This is a genomic window from Mycobacterium sp. NGS50, assembly GCF_059812545.1.
Map to the genome: position 1 here is coordinate 1 of NZ_JCALCW010000062.1, position 15,117 is coordinate 15,117.

General features: G+C 68.8%; 11 protein-coding genes and 1 tRNA gene. 7 read left to right on the forward strand and 5 right to left on the reverse strand.

Annotation, left to right across the window (positions count from 1 at the left end; translation table 11 throughout):
* Positions 1–36 precede the first annotated feature (36 nt).
* Both AC5Y36_RS25325 and AC5Y36_RS25330 read right to left on the reverse strand, forming a co-directional pair.
* A complete protein-coding gene (locus AC5Y36_RS25325; RefSeq protein WP_500043730.1) occupies positions 37–864 on the reverse strand; it encodes a CbiQ family ECF transporter T component in 828 nt (275 codons plus the stop codon).
* A gap of 49 nt (positions 865–913) precedes the next feature.
* Complete coding sequence (locus tag AC5Y36_RS25330) at positions 914–2,962, reverse strand: ABC transporter ATP-binding protein (RefSeq protein WP_500043731.1); 2,049 nt, start codon at positions 2,960–2,962, stop codon at positions 914–916.
* 81 nt (positions 2,963–3,043) lie between these two features.
* On the opposite strand from AC5Y36_RS25330, the gene AC5Y36_RS25335 reads away from it, so the two are divergent.
* From AC5Y36_RS25335 to AC5Y36_RS25350, 4 genes are all read left to right on the forward strand, one after another.
* Positions 3,044–3,487 (forward strand): MarR family winged helix-turn-helix transcriptional regulator, encoded by a 444-nt coding sequence (locus AC5Y36_RS25335; RefSeq protein WP_500043732.1) that lies wholly within the window; start codon positions 3,044–3,046, stop codon positions 3,485–3,487.
* Positions 3,488–3,559: 72 nt separating this feature from the next.
* Positions 3,560–5,872 carry an ATP-binding cassette domain-containing protein gene (locus tag AC5Y36_RS25340; protein WP_500043733.1) on the forward strand — a complete coding sequence of 771 codons (2,313 nt, stop codon included), beginning with the start codon at positions 3,560–3,562 and terminating at the stop codon, positions 5,870–5,872.
* 17 nt (positions 5,873–5,889) lie between these two features.
* On the forward strand, positions 5,890–7,806 hold the full coding sequence (locus tag AC5Y36_RS25345) for an acyl-CoA dehydrogenase family protein (RefSeq protein ID WP_500043734.1): 1,917 nt from the start codon (positions 5,890–5,892) through the stop codon (positions 7,804–7,806).
* 154 nt (positions 7,807–7,960) lie between these two features.
* Positions 7,961–8,344, forward strand: a complete 384-nt coding sequence (locus tag AC5Y36_RS25350) for a hypothetical protein (RefSeq protein WP_500043739.1) — start codon at positions 7,961–7,963, stop codon at positions 8,342–8,344.
* Here the strand turns inward: AC5Y36_RS25350 and AC5Y36_RS25355 are convergent.
* A tRNA-Asn gene (locus AC5Y36_RS25355) sits at positions 8,306–8,378 on the reverse strand. The genes AC5Y36_RS25350 and AC5Y36_RS25355 overlap by 39 nt on opposite strands.
* A gap of 152 nt (positions 8,379–8,530) precedes the next feature.
* On the opposite strand from AC5Y36_RS25355, the gene AC5Y36_RS25360 reads away from it, so the two are divergent.
* A complete protein-coding gene (locus tag AC5Y36_RS25360) occupies positions 8,531–8,776 on the forward strand; it encodes a hypothetical protein (RefSeq protein ID WP_500043735.1) in 246 nt (81 codons plus the stop codon).
* A gap of 189 nt (positions 8,777–8,965) precedes the next feature.
* Here AC5Y36_RS25360 and dnaG read toward each other — a convergent pair whose 3' ends face one another.
* The gene (gene dnaG / locus AC5Y36_RS25365) at positions 8,966–10,873 is read right to left on the reverse strand and encodes a DNA primase (protein WP_500043736.1); all 1,908 of its coding nucleotides are present in this window, start codon (positions 10,871–10,873) and stop codon (positions 8,966–8,968) included.
* An 80-nt stretch (positions 10,874–10,953) separates the two neighbouring features.
* On the opposite strand from dnaG, the gene AC5Y36_RS25370 reads away from it, so the two are divergent.
* A complete protein-coding gene (locus AC5Y36_RS25370; protein WP_500043737.1) occupies positions 10,954–11,808 on the forward strand; it encodes a sensor domain-containing protein in 855 nt (284 codons plus the stop codon).
* 5 nt (positions 11,809–11,813) lie between these two features.
* Here the strand turns inward: AC5Y36_RS25370 and AC5Y36_RS25375 are convergent, their stop codons facing one another.
* Positions 11,814–13,067, reverse strand: a complete 1,254-nt coding sequence (locus tag AC5Y36_RS25375; protein WP_500043740.1) for a deoxyguanosinetriphosphate triphosphohydrolase — start codon at positions 13,065–13,067, stop codon at positions 11,814–11,816.
* Positions 13,068–13,151: 84 nt separating this feature from the next.
* Here AC5Y36_RS25375 and AC5Y36_RS25380 point away from each other — a divergent pair.
* The coding region (locus AC5Y36_RS25380) for a TPM domain-containing protein (RefSeq protein ID WP_500043738.1) at positions 13,152–15,117 on the forward strand (1,966 nt) is incomplete at its 3' end.

Here is a 15,117-nt window from a genome sequence, read left to right on the forward strand (position 1 = left end):
TGAGCGTGTCCCTGGATGCAATCTCGGCGAAAAGGCTCAACCCAGCACCGTCAGATCCAGCGCCAGCGCTCCGCCGCACAGCACCAGCACCACGAGAAACGCCAGCCAGTCGGCGGGTGCGGGCCGCGACGGGTACGCCGAGATCTGGCCGGTGCCACCGCGCGCGGTGATCGCATCGCCCATCTCGTCGGCGCGCCGCAGCGCAACGATCAACGCGGCGGCGATCAGGTCGATGACCTCCCGCGCCCAGCGTCGGCGACGTTCGCGACGGGTATGCGCCTCGGGTTTGGGCCGCAACCGGCGGGCGGCGTACAGCACCCGGAATTCGTCGATCAGCATCGGAAACGCCCGCAGCGCCAACGCCAGCGTGACGGCCCAATCGTCGACCGGGATACGAACAATCCGCAGTGGTCGACCCAAAACCGCTACTGCGGGTGCGATTTCGGCGACATTGGTGGTCCACGACACCATCGCGCCCAAGCCCAGCAGCACGATCGTCAGCGTGGTGACCCGCAGGAAGTTCAGCAGCCCGCCGACTTCGAGGTGTACCGCCCCCACCGTCAGAACCGGTTTGCCGCCACCGATTGTGGCCTGAACACACCCGATGGCCGCCAGAATCCACAGCCAGCGCGGAATCGACGGCAGGGCGCCGCGCGGAATGTGCGCCACCCGGGCGGCGACCGCCACCAGCAGGGCCACCGACCCGATCGTGATCCACCCCGGATAGAAGGTGAGCAACACCCCGATCGCGAACACCACGATCAGCTTGGTGCCGGCCCAGAGTCGGTGTATGGCGGAATCGCCGGGGACTGGGCGCAGCAACACAACTGGCCGCGATGTGCGCTGAGCGGGCTGGGTACTCATGCGCCGCTCCTCCTCATCGCGTCGCTCTGCATCGTCGCCGGCGCGGCACTCATGCCGCACCCCCGGCCGTGGCCGGCGCCGGCACCAGCTGACCGCCATGCAGGTGCAGTGTCCGCGGGCACAGCGCTTCCAGCCCGACGAAGTCGTGCGAGATCACCACCACCGTCAGTCCGGTGTCGCGCCGCAGGTCCTCCAGCAGCCGCAGCAGCCCGCGCTGGCTGGCGGCATCCAGACCGGCCAGCGGCTCGTCGAGAATCAACGCCCGCGGGGAACGGGCCAGCAGGCCGGCCAGCACCACCCGGCGCATCTGCCCGCCACTGAGTTGGTCGATGCGCCGCCGCGCCAACGCGGCATCCAGACCGACCACCCCCAGCGCCGCGGCCACCCGCTGGTGATCGGAGGGTGAGAACCCCGCCGCCGAGGCAACTTCCTGGCCGACGTGGCCCCGCATCAACTGCAGCCGGGCCGCCTGAAAGGACAGTGCGATCGCCCCGACCTGCTCGTGGGCCGGCTTGCCTTCGAGCAGGCAGGTGCCGGTGGTCGGCGTCGTCAACCCGGCCATGATCCAGGCCAGCGTCGACTTGCCGGATCCGTTGCCGCCGTGGATCAACAAGCCGTCGCCGGCGTGCACCGCAAAGCTGATGTCGCGCAGCGCGGTCTTGCTCCATGGTGTGCCACTGGCGTATTCGTGGCCGACCTCACACAGCTCCAGCACCGGGGTGCCCGTCGGCGCTTCAGCCATGATGCTGGCCGCCGGCGCCGGGGCGCTCTCCACCATGCCGGTGTTGTCGCAGGTGTCGCCCAGGACGATCGCCCGGTCGGCGGTGTCGGCCTCGTTGTTGTAGTGGGTGATGTGCACCAGCGTGGTTTGGTGGCGCTCCCGCAGCCGCGCCAGCACCCCGAGCAGCACCTCGCGGCCCGCCTGGTCGACCATGCTGGTGATCTCGTCGGCGATCAGCAGCGCCGGTTCGCGGGCCAGCGCCGCGGCCACCGCCAGCCGCTGCAATTCCCCACCCGACAGCCCGCCGGTGTCACGTTCGGCGAAACCCTCCAGGCCGACTTCGCTGAGCAGCCGCGCGATGTCGGTGCTGGTACCGGGCGGCAATCCCCACACCACGTCGTCGGCGACGCGGGTGCCCAGCACCTGGCTTTCCGGGTGCTGCATGACGACCGCGGTGCCGCCGAGCTGGCCGAGACCCACCGCGCCGGGACGGGTGATGGTGCCCGCGGTGGGTCCGCGACCGGCCAGCATCAGCATCAGCGTGGTCTTGCCGGACCCGTTGGCGCCGGTGACGGCGACATGTTCACCGGCGTGCACATCGAGGCGGTCCGCCCGTAGCGCGTCGTGTTCGGTGTTCGGGTAGCGAAAGCGCACCTCGTTCAACTGCACCGGTACCGGCGCCACCGGGCCGCTTTCGGCCAGCGTGTCCAGTTTGTGTACGTCGGGGACACCGCGCAGCCGATGCAGCACCCGCGACAGCGCCCACCATCCGACCAGTGAGATGGCCATCACAGAAATCACACCGTTCGCCAGAACCAGCCACTGCCAGTACTTCAGAGCGCCGCCGGCGATGCGGCGTATCAGGTCGGCGGTCTCCGCGGCCTGCGGCAGCTGCGGAATCTTCTCGACGACCTTCGCGGTCCCCTCGATGTTGGCTTTGACCGCCTCGAAGATCAGCGTCCGCAGCCGCGACAGCACGGTCAACGCCAGAATCCCGAACGCCCCGGAGATCAGGCCGGCAACGAACGAGACGGCGACGACGGTCCAGGTGCCGCGACGTCGCCGCTTGACGATGCCGGTCAGGCCGCCGACGTAGGCGCAGTTCAAGACCGTGATGAGCCCGCCCAGACCGGCGATCAAGAAGGCGATCGTGCCCGCGGCGACCGTCGCGGCGACCAGCACCCGCAACCGGTAGCGGTAGGCCAGCAGCCCCATCGGCACGGTGCCCAGCACCGCCAGGCCGTGCCCGAGTGGAACCACGATCGCCAGGATCGCCGTCGCGGCCGACAACGCGGCCATCACCGATGCCTGCGCGAGTTCGCCGGGTGGCAATGACCGAGCCCCGTGGGGCTGAGTCGGCACGCCGGTCGCAGTCATCTCATTGATTGTGCCAGCAGCCGAGGACCCGGCCCATATAGCAAACCTATGGGACACTGGGGTATGCCGTCGTCTCCCATCGTGGACACCACAGCCAGTCTGGGCGCCGATTTGCTCAGTGTGGTCGCCCGGCTCAATCGGCTGGCCACCCAGCGCGTGCAGCTACCGCTGCCCGGGGCACAGGCTCGGTTGTTGGCGAACATCGAGGCGCTCGGCGAGGCCCGCATCTGCGAGCTGGCGGCCGCCGACCACTGCTCACAGCCGACGATGACGACCCAGGTACGCCGGCTCGAGGACGCCGGCCTGGTCACCCGCAGCGGTGATCCCGGCGATGCGCGCGCCGTCCTGATCCGCATCACCCCGGCGGGGGTACGCACCCTGGACCGGGTGCGGGTGGACCGCGCCGCGGTCATCGACCCGCAGTTGGCCCTGCTCTCCGACGAGGACCGCCAGGTCCTGACCGACGCGGTCGCCGTGTTGCGCCGCGTGCTGGACAACGCGGCACCGCCACCACGGCAGGGCTGACCGCGGCGGCGACGATACTGGAAGCCGGAGGGGCCGGTACGTAAGCCAACAACCACGGTGAGGGGGCCGCAGGTGTTCGCTTCCCCATTGACGGTGTGGCTGGGATCCAAGGCGTTCACCGTCCAGCCCGGCCGCGACGTGACCGTCGGGCCCGGAAACCGCTGTGACATCCGCGTGGACACGGCGACATCGGCGAGCCGGCTGGTGCTGCGGTTCGACGGCCGCAGATGGGTGGCCATCGACGAGGGCCGCACCGGCATCTATCTGCAGGGGGTACGGACGCCGACGGTGCCGATCCGCGACGGCCTGGTGATCAGCGTCGGGGATCCGCGGCGCGGGCCGCAGCTGAAGTTCACCCTCAACGAAGCCCCGCCGCCCAAGCCGGATCAGCCGCGGACCCGCCCCACCGTTCCGATCCCCACCGATCCGGCCACCGATGCGATCCCCCGACGACTGCTGGCCCGCCGGCCGGCCCTCGGCGGGGTCACCATCGGGCGGCACGCGGACAGCGACATCGTGGTCGACGACCCGCTGGTCTCCCGGCTGCACGCCCGGCTGCTGCCCACGCCCAGCGGCCCGGAGATCGTCGACAACATCAGCATCAACGGCACATTCGTCAACGGCCGCCACGTCTCGCGTGCGCTGCTGCGCGACGGCGACATCGTGACGCTCGGCAACACCGACCTGCTGGTCTCGGACGGCAGCCTGGTCCCCGCGCCGGCAACACCGAACACCAGCGGTGTCGAGGCGCACCGGCTCGGGCTCACCGTCGAGGGACACCGACTGCTCAGCGACGTGTCGTTCACCGCACGTCCGGGCACCCTGACCGCCGTCATCGGGCCGTCCGGGGCGGGCAAAACCACCCTGATCAAGCTGCTCGGCGGCGCCACCCAACCCGTCCTGGGCCGCGTCATCTTCGACGGCCGCGACATCCACGCCGAGTACGCGTCGATGCGGTCCCGCATCGGTGTGGTCCCCCAGGACGACGTCCTGCACAGGCAGCTCACCATCGAGCAGGCGCTCGGTTATGCCGCCGAGCTGCGGCTGCCGCCCGACACCTCCGCGGCCGACCGCAAGCAGGTGGTCACCCGGGTCCTCGACGAGTTGGAGTTGACGGCGCACCGCAGCACCCGGGTCGACAAACTGTCTGGCGGACAACGCAAACGCGCCTCGGTGGCGATGGAGCTGATCACCGGTCCATCCCTGTTGATCCTCGACGAACCCACCTCCGGGCTCGACCCCGCGCTGGACCGCCAGGTGATGACGATGCTGCGCCGGCTGGCCGACGCCGGACGGGTGGTCGTCGTGGTGACGCATTCGCTGGCCTACCTGCGGATGTGCGATCAGGTGCTGCTGCTGGCGACCGGCGGCAAGACGGCCTTCCTCGGTCCCCCGTCCGCGATCGGTACGGCCATGGGCAGCGACGACTGGGCGGACATCTTCGCGTTCGTCAGCAACGACCCGGACGGTGCGCATCGCCGCTATCTGGCCCGCCAGCACGGCTCATCGCCGCGCACCCAGACGCCGAGGGCGCACCCCGGACCCCGCGGCGCCCCGGCACGCACCAGCCTGGTGCGCCAGATCTCCAGCGTGGCGCGGCGCCAGGCCCGCCTGATCGTCGCCGACCGCGGGTATTTCGTCTTCTTGTCGCTGCTGCCGCTGATCCTAGGGGTGCTGACCCTGGTGGTGCCCGGCAACAGCGGGTTCGGGCCCGTCCCCGCCGAAAGCAGCAATCCCGACGAAGCCGCCGAGCTGCTGCTGATCGTGATGGTGGGCGTGGTGTTCATGGGCACCGCGTTGACCATCCGCGACCTGGTCAGCGAACGCACCATTTTCCGGCGCGAACAGTCGGTGGGCCTGTCGGCGTCGGCGTATCTGATCGCCAAGGTGATCGTGTTCAGCATCGCGGCAATGATCCAGACCGGGGTGTTGGCGGCCATCATGATCATCGGCAAGGCGGCCCCCGCAAGCGGTGCGCTGGTGCTCGGCAACGCCTCCCTGGAGCTCTACGTGGCGCTGGCCGCCACCGCGATCGTCTCGGCACTGGTCGGGCTGGCGCTGTCCACCCTGGCGAAATCGTCCGACCAGATCCTGCCGATGCTGGTGGTGGCGATCATGATCTCGCTGGTGTTCTGCGGCGGGATGTTCCCGCTGACCGGTCAGGCCGGGCTCGAGCAGGTGTCCTGGTACATGCCGTCGCGCTGGGGGTTTGCGGCCACGGCGGCCACCGTCGACCTGGCGAACGTCGATCCGCTCTCCCCGCACGATCAGCTGTGGACGCACACCGCGGGCTGGTGGATGGCCGATATGACGATCCTGGTGCTGCTGGGCGCGATGTGGACCGCGGTGGTCCGCTGGCGATTGCGGCTGCCCGGTCAGCGCTAAGGGCGCTACCGTCGGGTATGCCCACCACCGCCGAACACCTGCGACACACCCTGGACGGCCGCTGGCGTGACGTGAAGGACCGCGTCCGACTGATGCTGGCCGACGAGATCTTCCGTCCGCATTACACGCCGAACACCGTCATCGCCCGCACCAAGGTGGCCGAACAGCTCAAGATCATGGCGGCCGCCGGCACCGCCGCCGACGGCTTCAACAAGGAGCACGGCGGCACCGGGGACGTGGGTGCGGCGATCAGCATGATCGAAATGCTGGCGATGTCCGATCTGTCGTTGATGGTCAAGGCCGGCGTGCAATGGGGGCTGTTCGGCGGGGCGATCGAAAACCTGGGCACCCAGCGGCACCACGAGAGCTTCGTCAAACCGATCATCGACCTCGAGGTGCTCGGATGTTTCGCGATGACCGAGACCGGCCACGGCAGCGATGTCCAGTCGCTGGAGACGACGGCGACCTATGACGCGGGGACCCAAGAGTTCATCATCGACTCCCCCACCCCGTCCTCGCGCAAGGATTACATCGGCGGTGCCGCCGAAACAGCCACCGTCGCAGCTGTGTTCGCGCAGCTGGTCACCGAGGGCGAGAGCCAGGGCGTGCATTGTTTCGTGGTGCCGATCCGCGACGGCGAGGGCAACGACCTGCCGGGGGTGACGACCTCGGACTGCCACTACAAGGGCGGCCTGCCCGGCGTCGACAACGGCCGCATCGTCTTCGACCGGGTCCGCATCCCGCGGGAGAACCTGCTGAACCGCTACGGCGACGTGACCGCCGACGGTGTGTACAGCTCACCGATCGAAAGCACCGGCCGCCGGTTCTTCACCATGCTGGGCACGCTGATCCGGGGCCGGGTGACGGTCGGCGGCAGCGCGGCCGCCGCAGCCCGCGTTGCCCTCGACATCGCCACCCGGTATGCGCTGCAGCGCAGGCAATTCAACGCCCCCGGCGACGACGGCGAGGTGCTGATCATGGATTACCTGGTGCATCAACGCCGGCTGTTCCCGCTCATCGCCCGGTCCTATGCGCTGCAATTCGCCCAGAACGAGTTGGTGTCACGCTGTCACGACCTGCAGACCGCGGAGGATCCCGACCCCGAGGAGCAGCGCGAGTTGGAGGCGCGTGCCGCCGGACTGAAGGCGGCGAACACCTGGCACGCCAGCCGGGCCATCCAGGAGGCCCGCGAGGCGTGCGGCGGTGCGGGGTACATGGCCGAGAACCGGCTGATCGCGTTGCGGGCCGACACCGACGTGTTCACCACCTTCGAAGGCGACAACCATGTGCTGACCCAGTTGGTCGCCAAACAGCTGCTGACCGACTACGCCGACGACATCGGGTCGATGAGCCCGGTCGACTGGGTGCGGTTCGCGGCCAACGCGGTCGGCGACCGGGTGATGAAACGCACTGCGGCCGAGACGATCATCCAGCGGATCGTGGACGCGCGCCAGGACAGCGAGGAGGAGGGCAGCCTGTTCAACCGCGGCACCCAGGTGCACATGTTCGAAGACCGCGAGGACTACCTGCTGTCGTCGGTGGCGCGCCGACTGCAGGGCAAGTCCAAGGAGATGAACGAGTTCGACGCGTTCAACGCGGTGCAAGACCACGTGCTGCACGCCGCGCACGCGCACATCGACCGGGTGGTGCTGGAAGCCTTCGTCGCCGGAATCGAATCCTGCGAGGACGAGCAGGCCCGCGAGCTACTGGAATTGGTGTGTGACCTGTACGCATTGACCGTGATCGAAGACGACAAGGCCTGGTACATCGAGCATCGCTACCTGTCCACGGAGCGGGCCAAGGCGGTGACCCGCGCCATCAACGACCGGTGCCGCAAGCTGCGGCCGCACACCGAGACCCTGGTCGACGGGTTCGGGATCCCGGAGCAGTTGCGCTACGCGGAGATGCTGCACCCGGAGAACCTGCCCGACTGACCCGTCGACACCGCGACAGGGGCTCCTCGCGGTTTTCGTCCAACGACGGTTCGACGCACGATAGGTTGCAGCACGACCTCCGGACTCGCCGCGGGAACTCCGTCGACGATCTCCTACGCTGAGGTCGTCGTCACACCGAACAAAGGAGTTAGCGATGGCGTGGTTCCTCGCGCTGCAAGGACCGCCCAACAAGGTCGGCCAGTCCCTGACCTACGAACTGCACGAATCGGCGGATCGCGACCAGATCGCGCAGGACATGACCAGCGCGGCGACGATCGACCGGGTGGTCCCGGTTCCGGTCATGTTCAACAACCGCCCCCAGCCGGTGACGTTGTACGTCCGTCCGGCGGCGTGGGGTCTGTGGGCGTTCTACGAGATGACCGCTGAAGAGCGTCGTGAGATGTTGGCTGCGAGCCCGCTGATGAATGCAATGGCCCAGGCAGCGAAGCAGAAGCAGGCGCAGGGCGCCCAGCCGGGACAGGGCCCCTCGGTGGTGACGCTCCCCCGGCTGGACTCGAACCAGCAACCCTTCGGTTAACAGCCGAATGCTCTGCCAATTGAGCTACAGGGGACTGACCGTTCACTCTAGGCGCTTGCGCGCCTTCGTGGACTGCGGGATGACTGTAGCGCACCGACGCGGCAGCTGGCAGAGCGGGCCGACCCATCCTGCCTCACCCACCCGGATGAGGCAGGATGGAGTCATCGACTTGTCGGGAGGAAACCGTTGATCGGCTACGTGTTCGTGCTGGGTGTCGGCTACGTCATGGGGACGAAGGCCGGCCGACGACGCTACGAGCAGATCGCCGGCACCTATCGGGCCCTGACCGGCAGCCCGGTGGTGAAGTCCGCGATCGACGCCGGTCGCCGCTCGATCGCCAACCGGGTCTCCCCCGAACCGCGGATGGTGCGTCTGACCGAGATCGACAACCAGACCTCCGTCGTGCAGCCACAACGCCCCCAGGACGACTGAGACGTCGATCACCCGGCTATAGGTCTCTGCTGCTCGCCGAGTGTGAAACGACGGCGGAAAATCGGCGAATTCGCCGCCAACGTTTCACACTCGGTGGCTCAAGGCGGCTCAAGGTGGAGCTACCCACTCACCGCTGGGCCATCAGGCGGCGACCCGCTGCACCCGGCGTCGCCGCGTTTGCGATCTCCGCTAGGCCGTCAGGTCGTCGCCGCTGGCCTGCTCCAGCAGGCTGCGCCGGTAGGACTCCATCGCAACCAGATCACCGAACAGGGCGTGGTACTCGTCGCTGTGCTCCGTCGGTGACATGCGCTGCAGCTTGGATTTGACCTCGGCAATCTGGCGGCCCACCCACACCTCTTGCAGCCGCGCCAGCACGCCGGCGATGTAGCGCGGCAGCTTGTCGTCCTCGACCCGGATCGCCTCCACCCCGAGTTCATTGATCAGCCCGGCGGTGGCCGCCGCGGTGGTCTGCTGACGCACGGCATCAATCCAAGTCGCGCCCGCAATCCCGGACGAGGTACCGCCGGCCGCGCCCAGCGCGGTCCGCACCGCCGCATAGCCGGGGTGGGTGAAGCTTTCGACCGTCAACTCGTCGAACACCGGGCCGGCCAGCGCGGGATACTGCAACGCCGCCTTGAGCGCCTCACGCTGCGGCCACAGTGTCGGATCGGCCGGATCCGGACGCGACACCGCGGGCGCCGTCGTGTCCGTGGGCGCGGTGTCGCCCACCGGCGAACGCCGAACCCTGGCCTGCGCGCCGCCCTGGGATTTGGCCTCACCACGCACCCGGCCGATGACCTGCGCGACATCCGACCAGCCCACCCACCCGGCGAGCTGGCGCGCGTACTCGTCGCGCAGCATGGGGTCCTTGATCAGCGCGACCATCGGCACACAGCGCCGCAGCGCGGCCACCCGGCCCTCGGCGCTGTCCAGATCCATCTCGGCCAGTGCTGAGCGAATAGCGAACTCGAACAGCGGGATTCGTCGCGCCACCAGGTCCCGCAACGCCCCATCACCGGACTTCAGACGCAGGTCACAGGGGTCCATCCCGTCGGAGGCCACCGCCACGAAGGACTGGCCGGCCAGCTGCTGTTCGCCGTCGAGCGCCTTGACGGCGGCCGCCTGACCGGCGGCGTCACCGTCGAACACGTAGATCAATTCGCCGCGGAAGAAGTGGTCGTCCATCATCAGCCGCCGCAGCATGGCCAGGTGCTCGTCCCCGAACGCGGTGCCGCACGACGCCACGGCGGTGGTGACCCCGGCCAGGTGCATCGCCATGACGTCGGTGTAGCCCTCGACGACGACGGCCTGATGGCCCTTGGCGATGTCGCGTTTCGCCAGGTCGATGCCGAACAGCACGTGCGACTTCTTGTACAGCACCGTCTCGGGGGTGTTGACGTACTTGGCTTCCATCGGGTCGTCGGCGAAGATCCGGCGCGCCCCGAACCCGATCACCTCCCCCGCCGAGCTGCGGATCGGCCACAGCAACCGGCGGTGGAACCGGTCGATCGGACCGCGGCGGCCCTGCCGGGACAGCCCGGCGGACTCCAACTCCTTGAATTCAAAGCCTTTGCGCTGCAGGTGCTTGGTCAACGAATCCCAGCCCGACGGCGCGAATCCACAGCCGAACTGGCGGGCGGTTTCGGCGTCGAAGTTGCGCTCGATGAGGTACTGCCGCGCCGGCGCAGCCTCATCCGAGGCCAGCGCTGCGGCGTAGAACTCCTGAGCGGCGGCATTGGCCGCGACCAGCCGGCTGCGGCTGCCCCGGTCACGCTGCACGCTGGTGGCTGCCCCGGTATAGGTCAGGGTGTAGCCGACCCGATCGGCGAGCAGTTCGACGGCTTCGACGAAGCTGACGTGTTCGATCTTCTGGACGAACGCGTACACGTCGCCGCCCTCGCCGCAGCCGAAGCAGTGGAAGTGGCCGTGGTTGGGGCGGACGTGGAAGGACGGCGACTTCTCGCTGTGAAACGGGCACAGGCCTTTCAGCGAATCCGCGCCGGCGCGCCGCAGCTGCACGTGATCGCCGACGACGTCCTCGATGCGGACCTGGTCACGGATGGCGGCGATATCGCGATCGGAAATGCGGCCGGCCATCGGGCTAGTGTAAAGCGCCGGGTCGCACCCGCGCCGTCGTGCTTTAATGCTTCGGTTAACAGCCGGTGTCAGGAGCGTGGATGAGTGAGCCCGGAGGACCTGTGGAGGGTCCCAGCGACGGTGACAGACCGCCCACTCCTGCGAAGAAGCCCATCCCGCGCTGGGCGGTAGCGGCGGCGGTGACCGTCGTCGTGATCGCGGCCGGCACCTGGATGATCACCTCCGGCCGGCAGCCCACAGCGCCGACGTCCCCCTCCGCATCAGGCCAGATCGTCACCGGCGACACCGTCAAGCAGGTGCTGCTCAACGGCGCCGAACTGACCAAGATGCTCAACCAGCCGTTCAAGAAGACGATGGGGCCGACCAGGTACGGCGGCCTTGACGCGATGGGCGAACCGTCCACCTCCGGGGAGTGCGTCGGGGTCGTGGACCTGGCCACCAGGCTCGTCTACGAATCCGCCGACGTGCGAAGCTTCGCCCACCAGACCTGGAGTGACCTGGCGCCGGGAGATGCCGGGTTCAAACCACTGAGCGCAATGCTGATGTTCGCCGACGAGGCGGTGGTGGCGCTGCCGAGTGCGGCGGACGCCCAGGCGCTGTTCGCGAAATTCTCCGAGCAATGGAAGAAGTGCAACGGCCAGGCGGTCAACCAGGAGCCCAACGCCGACGATCCCGACGATCCGCCACCGCTGCCCGGCAGTGAAATGCACATCGCCGACGTCCGGGTGAGCGAGAACATCCTGGCCGCCTCGGTGGTGCTCGACAAGAAGCCGGAGGCACCGGACACCCGGGCCATCGGCCTGCAGGACAACTGCATCGTCGAGGTCCTGCTGCCGTTCACCGGCGCCAAGAACGTGCCGGGATCAGCGGTGCCCGCGACCAGCGCCACCGAGGTGGCCAAGGCCATCATGGCCAAGATCGACAAGCACGGCTGAACCGGCTAGGCCGCCAAGATCCGCTCCAGCCGGCTCTCGGTATAGGACGCCAGCTGGTCGATGATCACCCGCAGCCGTGCGTCGTCGTCGGCGGCGGTATTGAACGTCGGCACGAAGATCGGATCCAGCGCGCCCGGCGCCCCGGCCAACAGCTTGGCCGCCACGGCGTGGATGCGCTCACGCTGACCGGCCTGGATTTCCCGATGTCCCCGTTCTGACATGATGAACTGCACCGCAAGGGTTTTCAGCACTGCCACCTCGGCCTGGACCAGATCGGGTACCTGCAGGTCGGCTTGGTAGCGGGCCAGCGGTCCCGGTCCGGCGACCTCGTGCGTCGCGCTGATCGCGGCGGACGCGAACCGCCCCACCAGCTCACTGGTCAGCCGTTTGAGCGCCACCGACGCCGACAGGGTGCCGTCGTACCGGCCGATGGCGGCGACCACCGGCAACCCCGACAGCCGCTTCGCGGCGGCGATGAACTCGGCGGGGTGCTCGGTTTCGGCCAGCCAGGCCAGCGCAGCGATTTCGTCGTCGTCGCCCAGCACCCGCAGGTCGATGCGCCCGGAGATCACCCCGTCTTCGACGTCGTGCACGGAATAGGCGACGTCGTCGGCCCAGTTCATCACCTGCGCCTCAAGGCACAACCGTTCCCCCGGCGCACCCTTGCGCATCCAGTCCGCCTGATCGCGGTCGTCGTCGTAGAAGCCGAACTTGACCCGACCCGGCTCACGTGTCCACGGATATTTGGTTGCGGCGTCCAGCGCGGCGCGGGTGAGGTTGAGCCCGGCGCTGCGACCTTGTGGATCAAGGACTTTGGGTTCCAGCCCGGTGAGGATGCGGAAGTTCTGCGCGTTGCCTTCGAAGCCGCCGCAACTCGCCGCGAGCTCGTTGAGCGCCTGCTCGCCGTTGTGCCCGTACGGCGGATGCCCGATGTCGTGGGCCAGGCCGGCGAGCTCGACCAGGTCGGGGTCGCAGCCCAAGCCGACCGCCATGCCCCGGCCGATCTGGGCCACCTCTAGCGAATGGGTCAGCCGGGTGCGTGGGGTGTCGCCTTCGCGCGGACCGACGACCTGTGTCTTGTCGGCGAGCCGGCGCAGCGCCGCGCAGTGCAGCACCCGGGCGCGGTCGCGGGCGAAATCCGTGCGGTGCTGTCCCTCCGTGCCGGGCAGTCCCGCGGTCTTGTCTGCCTCGACGACTCGGCGCTCGCGGTCGTGCGCGTCGTAGGGATCCGATGTATTCACCGACGCACAGTCTGCCAGGACGCTCGACCGGTCATCTGCCGGTCAGCAGCACGCCGCCCGCGACGCGTCCACGGCCCCTCCCAGACCGTTAGATTGGCTCCCATGCGTACCCGCCTGCTCAGCTTGCTCCTGGCAGTGTTCACCGCCGGCGCCCTGTTCGCGCCGGCCGCGCTGGCGGACCCGCCGGTGCGGTTGACCGACTACGTCACCGACAGCGCCGGCGCCTTGTCGGCGTCGGGTCGCGCGGACGTGGAACGCGCCGTCGACGCGCTCTACTCCGATCGCCACATCCGGCTGTGGGTGATCTACGTCAACGACTTCTCCGGCCAATCCCCGGACAGCTGGGGCCAGGCAACCATCCGGCTGAACTATTTCGGCGGCAACGACGCCCTACTCGCGGTGGCCACCGGCGAACGCAGCTATGCGTTTCTGGTGTCGTCGGCGGCAAAGAACGTGACGTCAGGCCAGGTAACGGAGTTGCGCCACAATCAGATTGAACCTGCACTGCACCGAGGCGACTGGGCGGGGGCGGCGGTGGCAGCGGCCAACGGACTGGGCCGGTCGAGTGCCAGCGAATTCAGCTGGCGAGCGGTGCTGATCGTCATGGCTGTCGTGGTTCTGGCCGCTGTGGCGCTGGCGCTGGTGGTGCGCTTGCGCCGCAATCGCCGACACGCCGCCGAATTGGCCGCGGCCCAACGCGTGGACCCCACCGATCCGGACGCGCTCGCCGCGCTGCCGGTGGACGTGCTCGACGACCTCTCGCGCGCGAAAGTGGTCGAGGTGGACAACGCGGTGCGCACCAGCACCAACGAACTGGAGTTGGCGATCGAGGAGTTCGGTGCGCAGCGGACCCAGCCGTTCAGCCACGCCGTCGACAACGCCAAAGCGGCCCTGACGCAGGCGTTCAACGTGCGTCACCAACTCGACGACGCGATTCCCGAAACACCCGAGCAGCGGCGGGAGATGTTGACCCGGGTGATCGTGGCCGCCGCCAAGGCCGACCGCGAGCTGGAGGCGCAGACCGACGCGTTCGAGCAACTACGTGACCTGGTGATCAATGCCCCCTCGCGCCTGGACAGCCTGACCCGGCAACTGGTCGAGCTGACCGCACGCATTCCGGCCTCCGAACAACGGCTGCAGCAGTTGCACAGCGAATTCGACGCCGCCGCACTGTCTTCTGTGTCCAGCAACGTTGCCACCGGCAAGGAGCGGCTGTCGTTCGCCGACCACAACATCACCCGGGCACGAGAACTCGCCGCCCGCGCGGTCGCCGGAGGGCAGAGCGAACTGGTGGATACGGTACGGGCCGCCGAATCGGCTGTGGGCCAGGTGCGCGCCCTGCTCGACGCGGTGGACAGCGCCGCCAGCGACATCCGGCATGCGGTGACGGCACTGCCCGCGGCGATCACCGACATCGAGGCGGGCATCGCCCAGGCCCGCAGCCTGCTGGACAAGGGGGGCGCCGACTCCCATCACAGCGAACTGACCGCGGTCCTCGACGCGGCGGCGGCAGCTGTCGCGGCGGCCGGCGAATGCCGCGATCCGCTCGGCACATTCACCCAACTGACCAAGGCCGACGCCGACCTGGACCAGCTGCTGGACACCCTAGAAGAGGAACGCGCAGCGGCCGAACGACTCCGCCGCACGCTGGACCAGGCGGTGTTCACCGCACAGTCACGGGTGCGGGCGGTATCGGACTACATCGACACCCGACGCGGCAGCATCGGTCCGGAGGCGCGGACCCGGCTCGCCGAAGCCCGGCGTCATCTCGACGCGGCGCAGGACGCCAACGTCGAGATCAACACCGCCATCGCCCACGCCAACAACGGTGCGGCGCTGGCCGCGCAGGCGCAGGCACTGGCCAAGGCCGACGCCCAGACCGCCCAGCAGGCCTACTACGGGCGGTACGGCGGCGGGGACAGTACCGGCGCGATGCTGGGCGGGATCATCATCGGCAACATCCTCAGCGGCGGCGGACGCGGCTCCGGAGGCTATTCGGATGGCTGGAGCCCGACATCGTTCGGTGGCTCCGACCCGGGCGGCGGCGGTTTCTTCGGCGGCGGTGGCC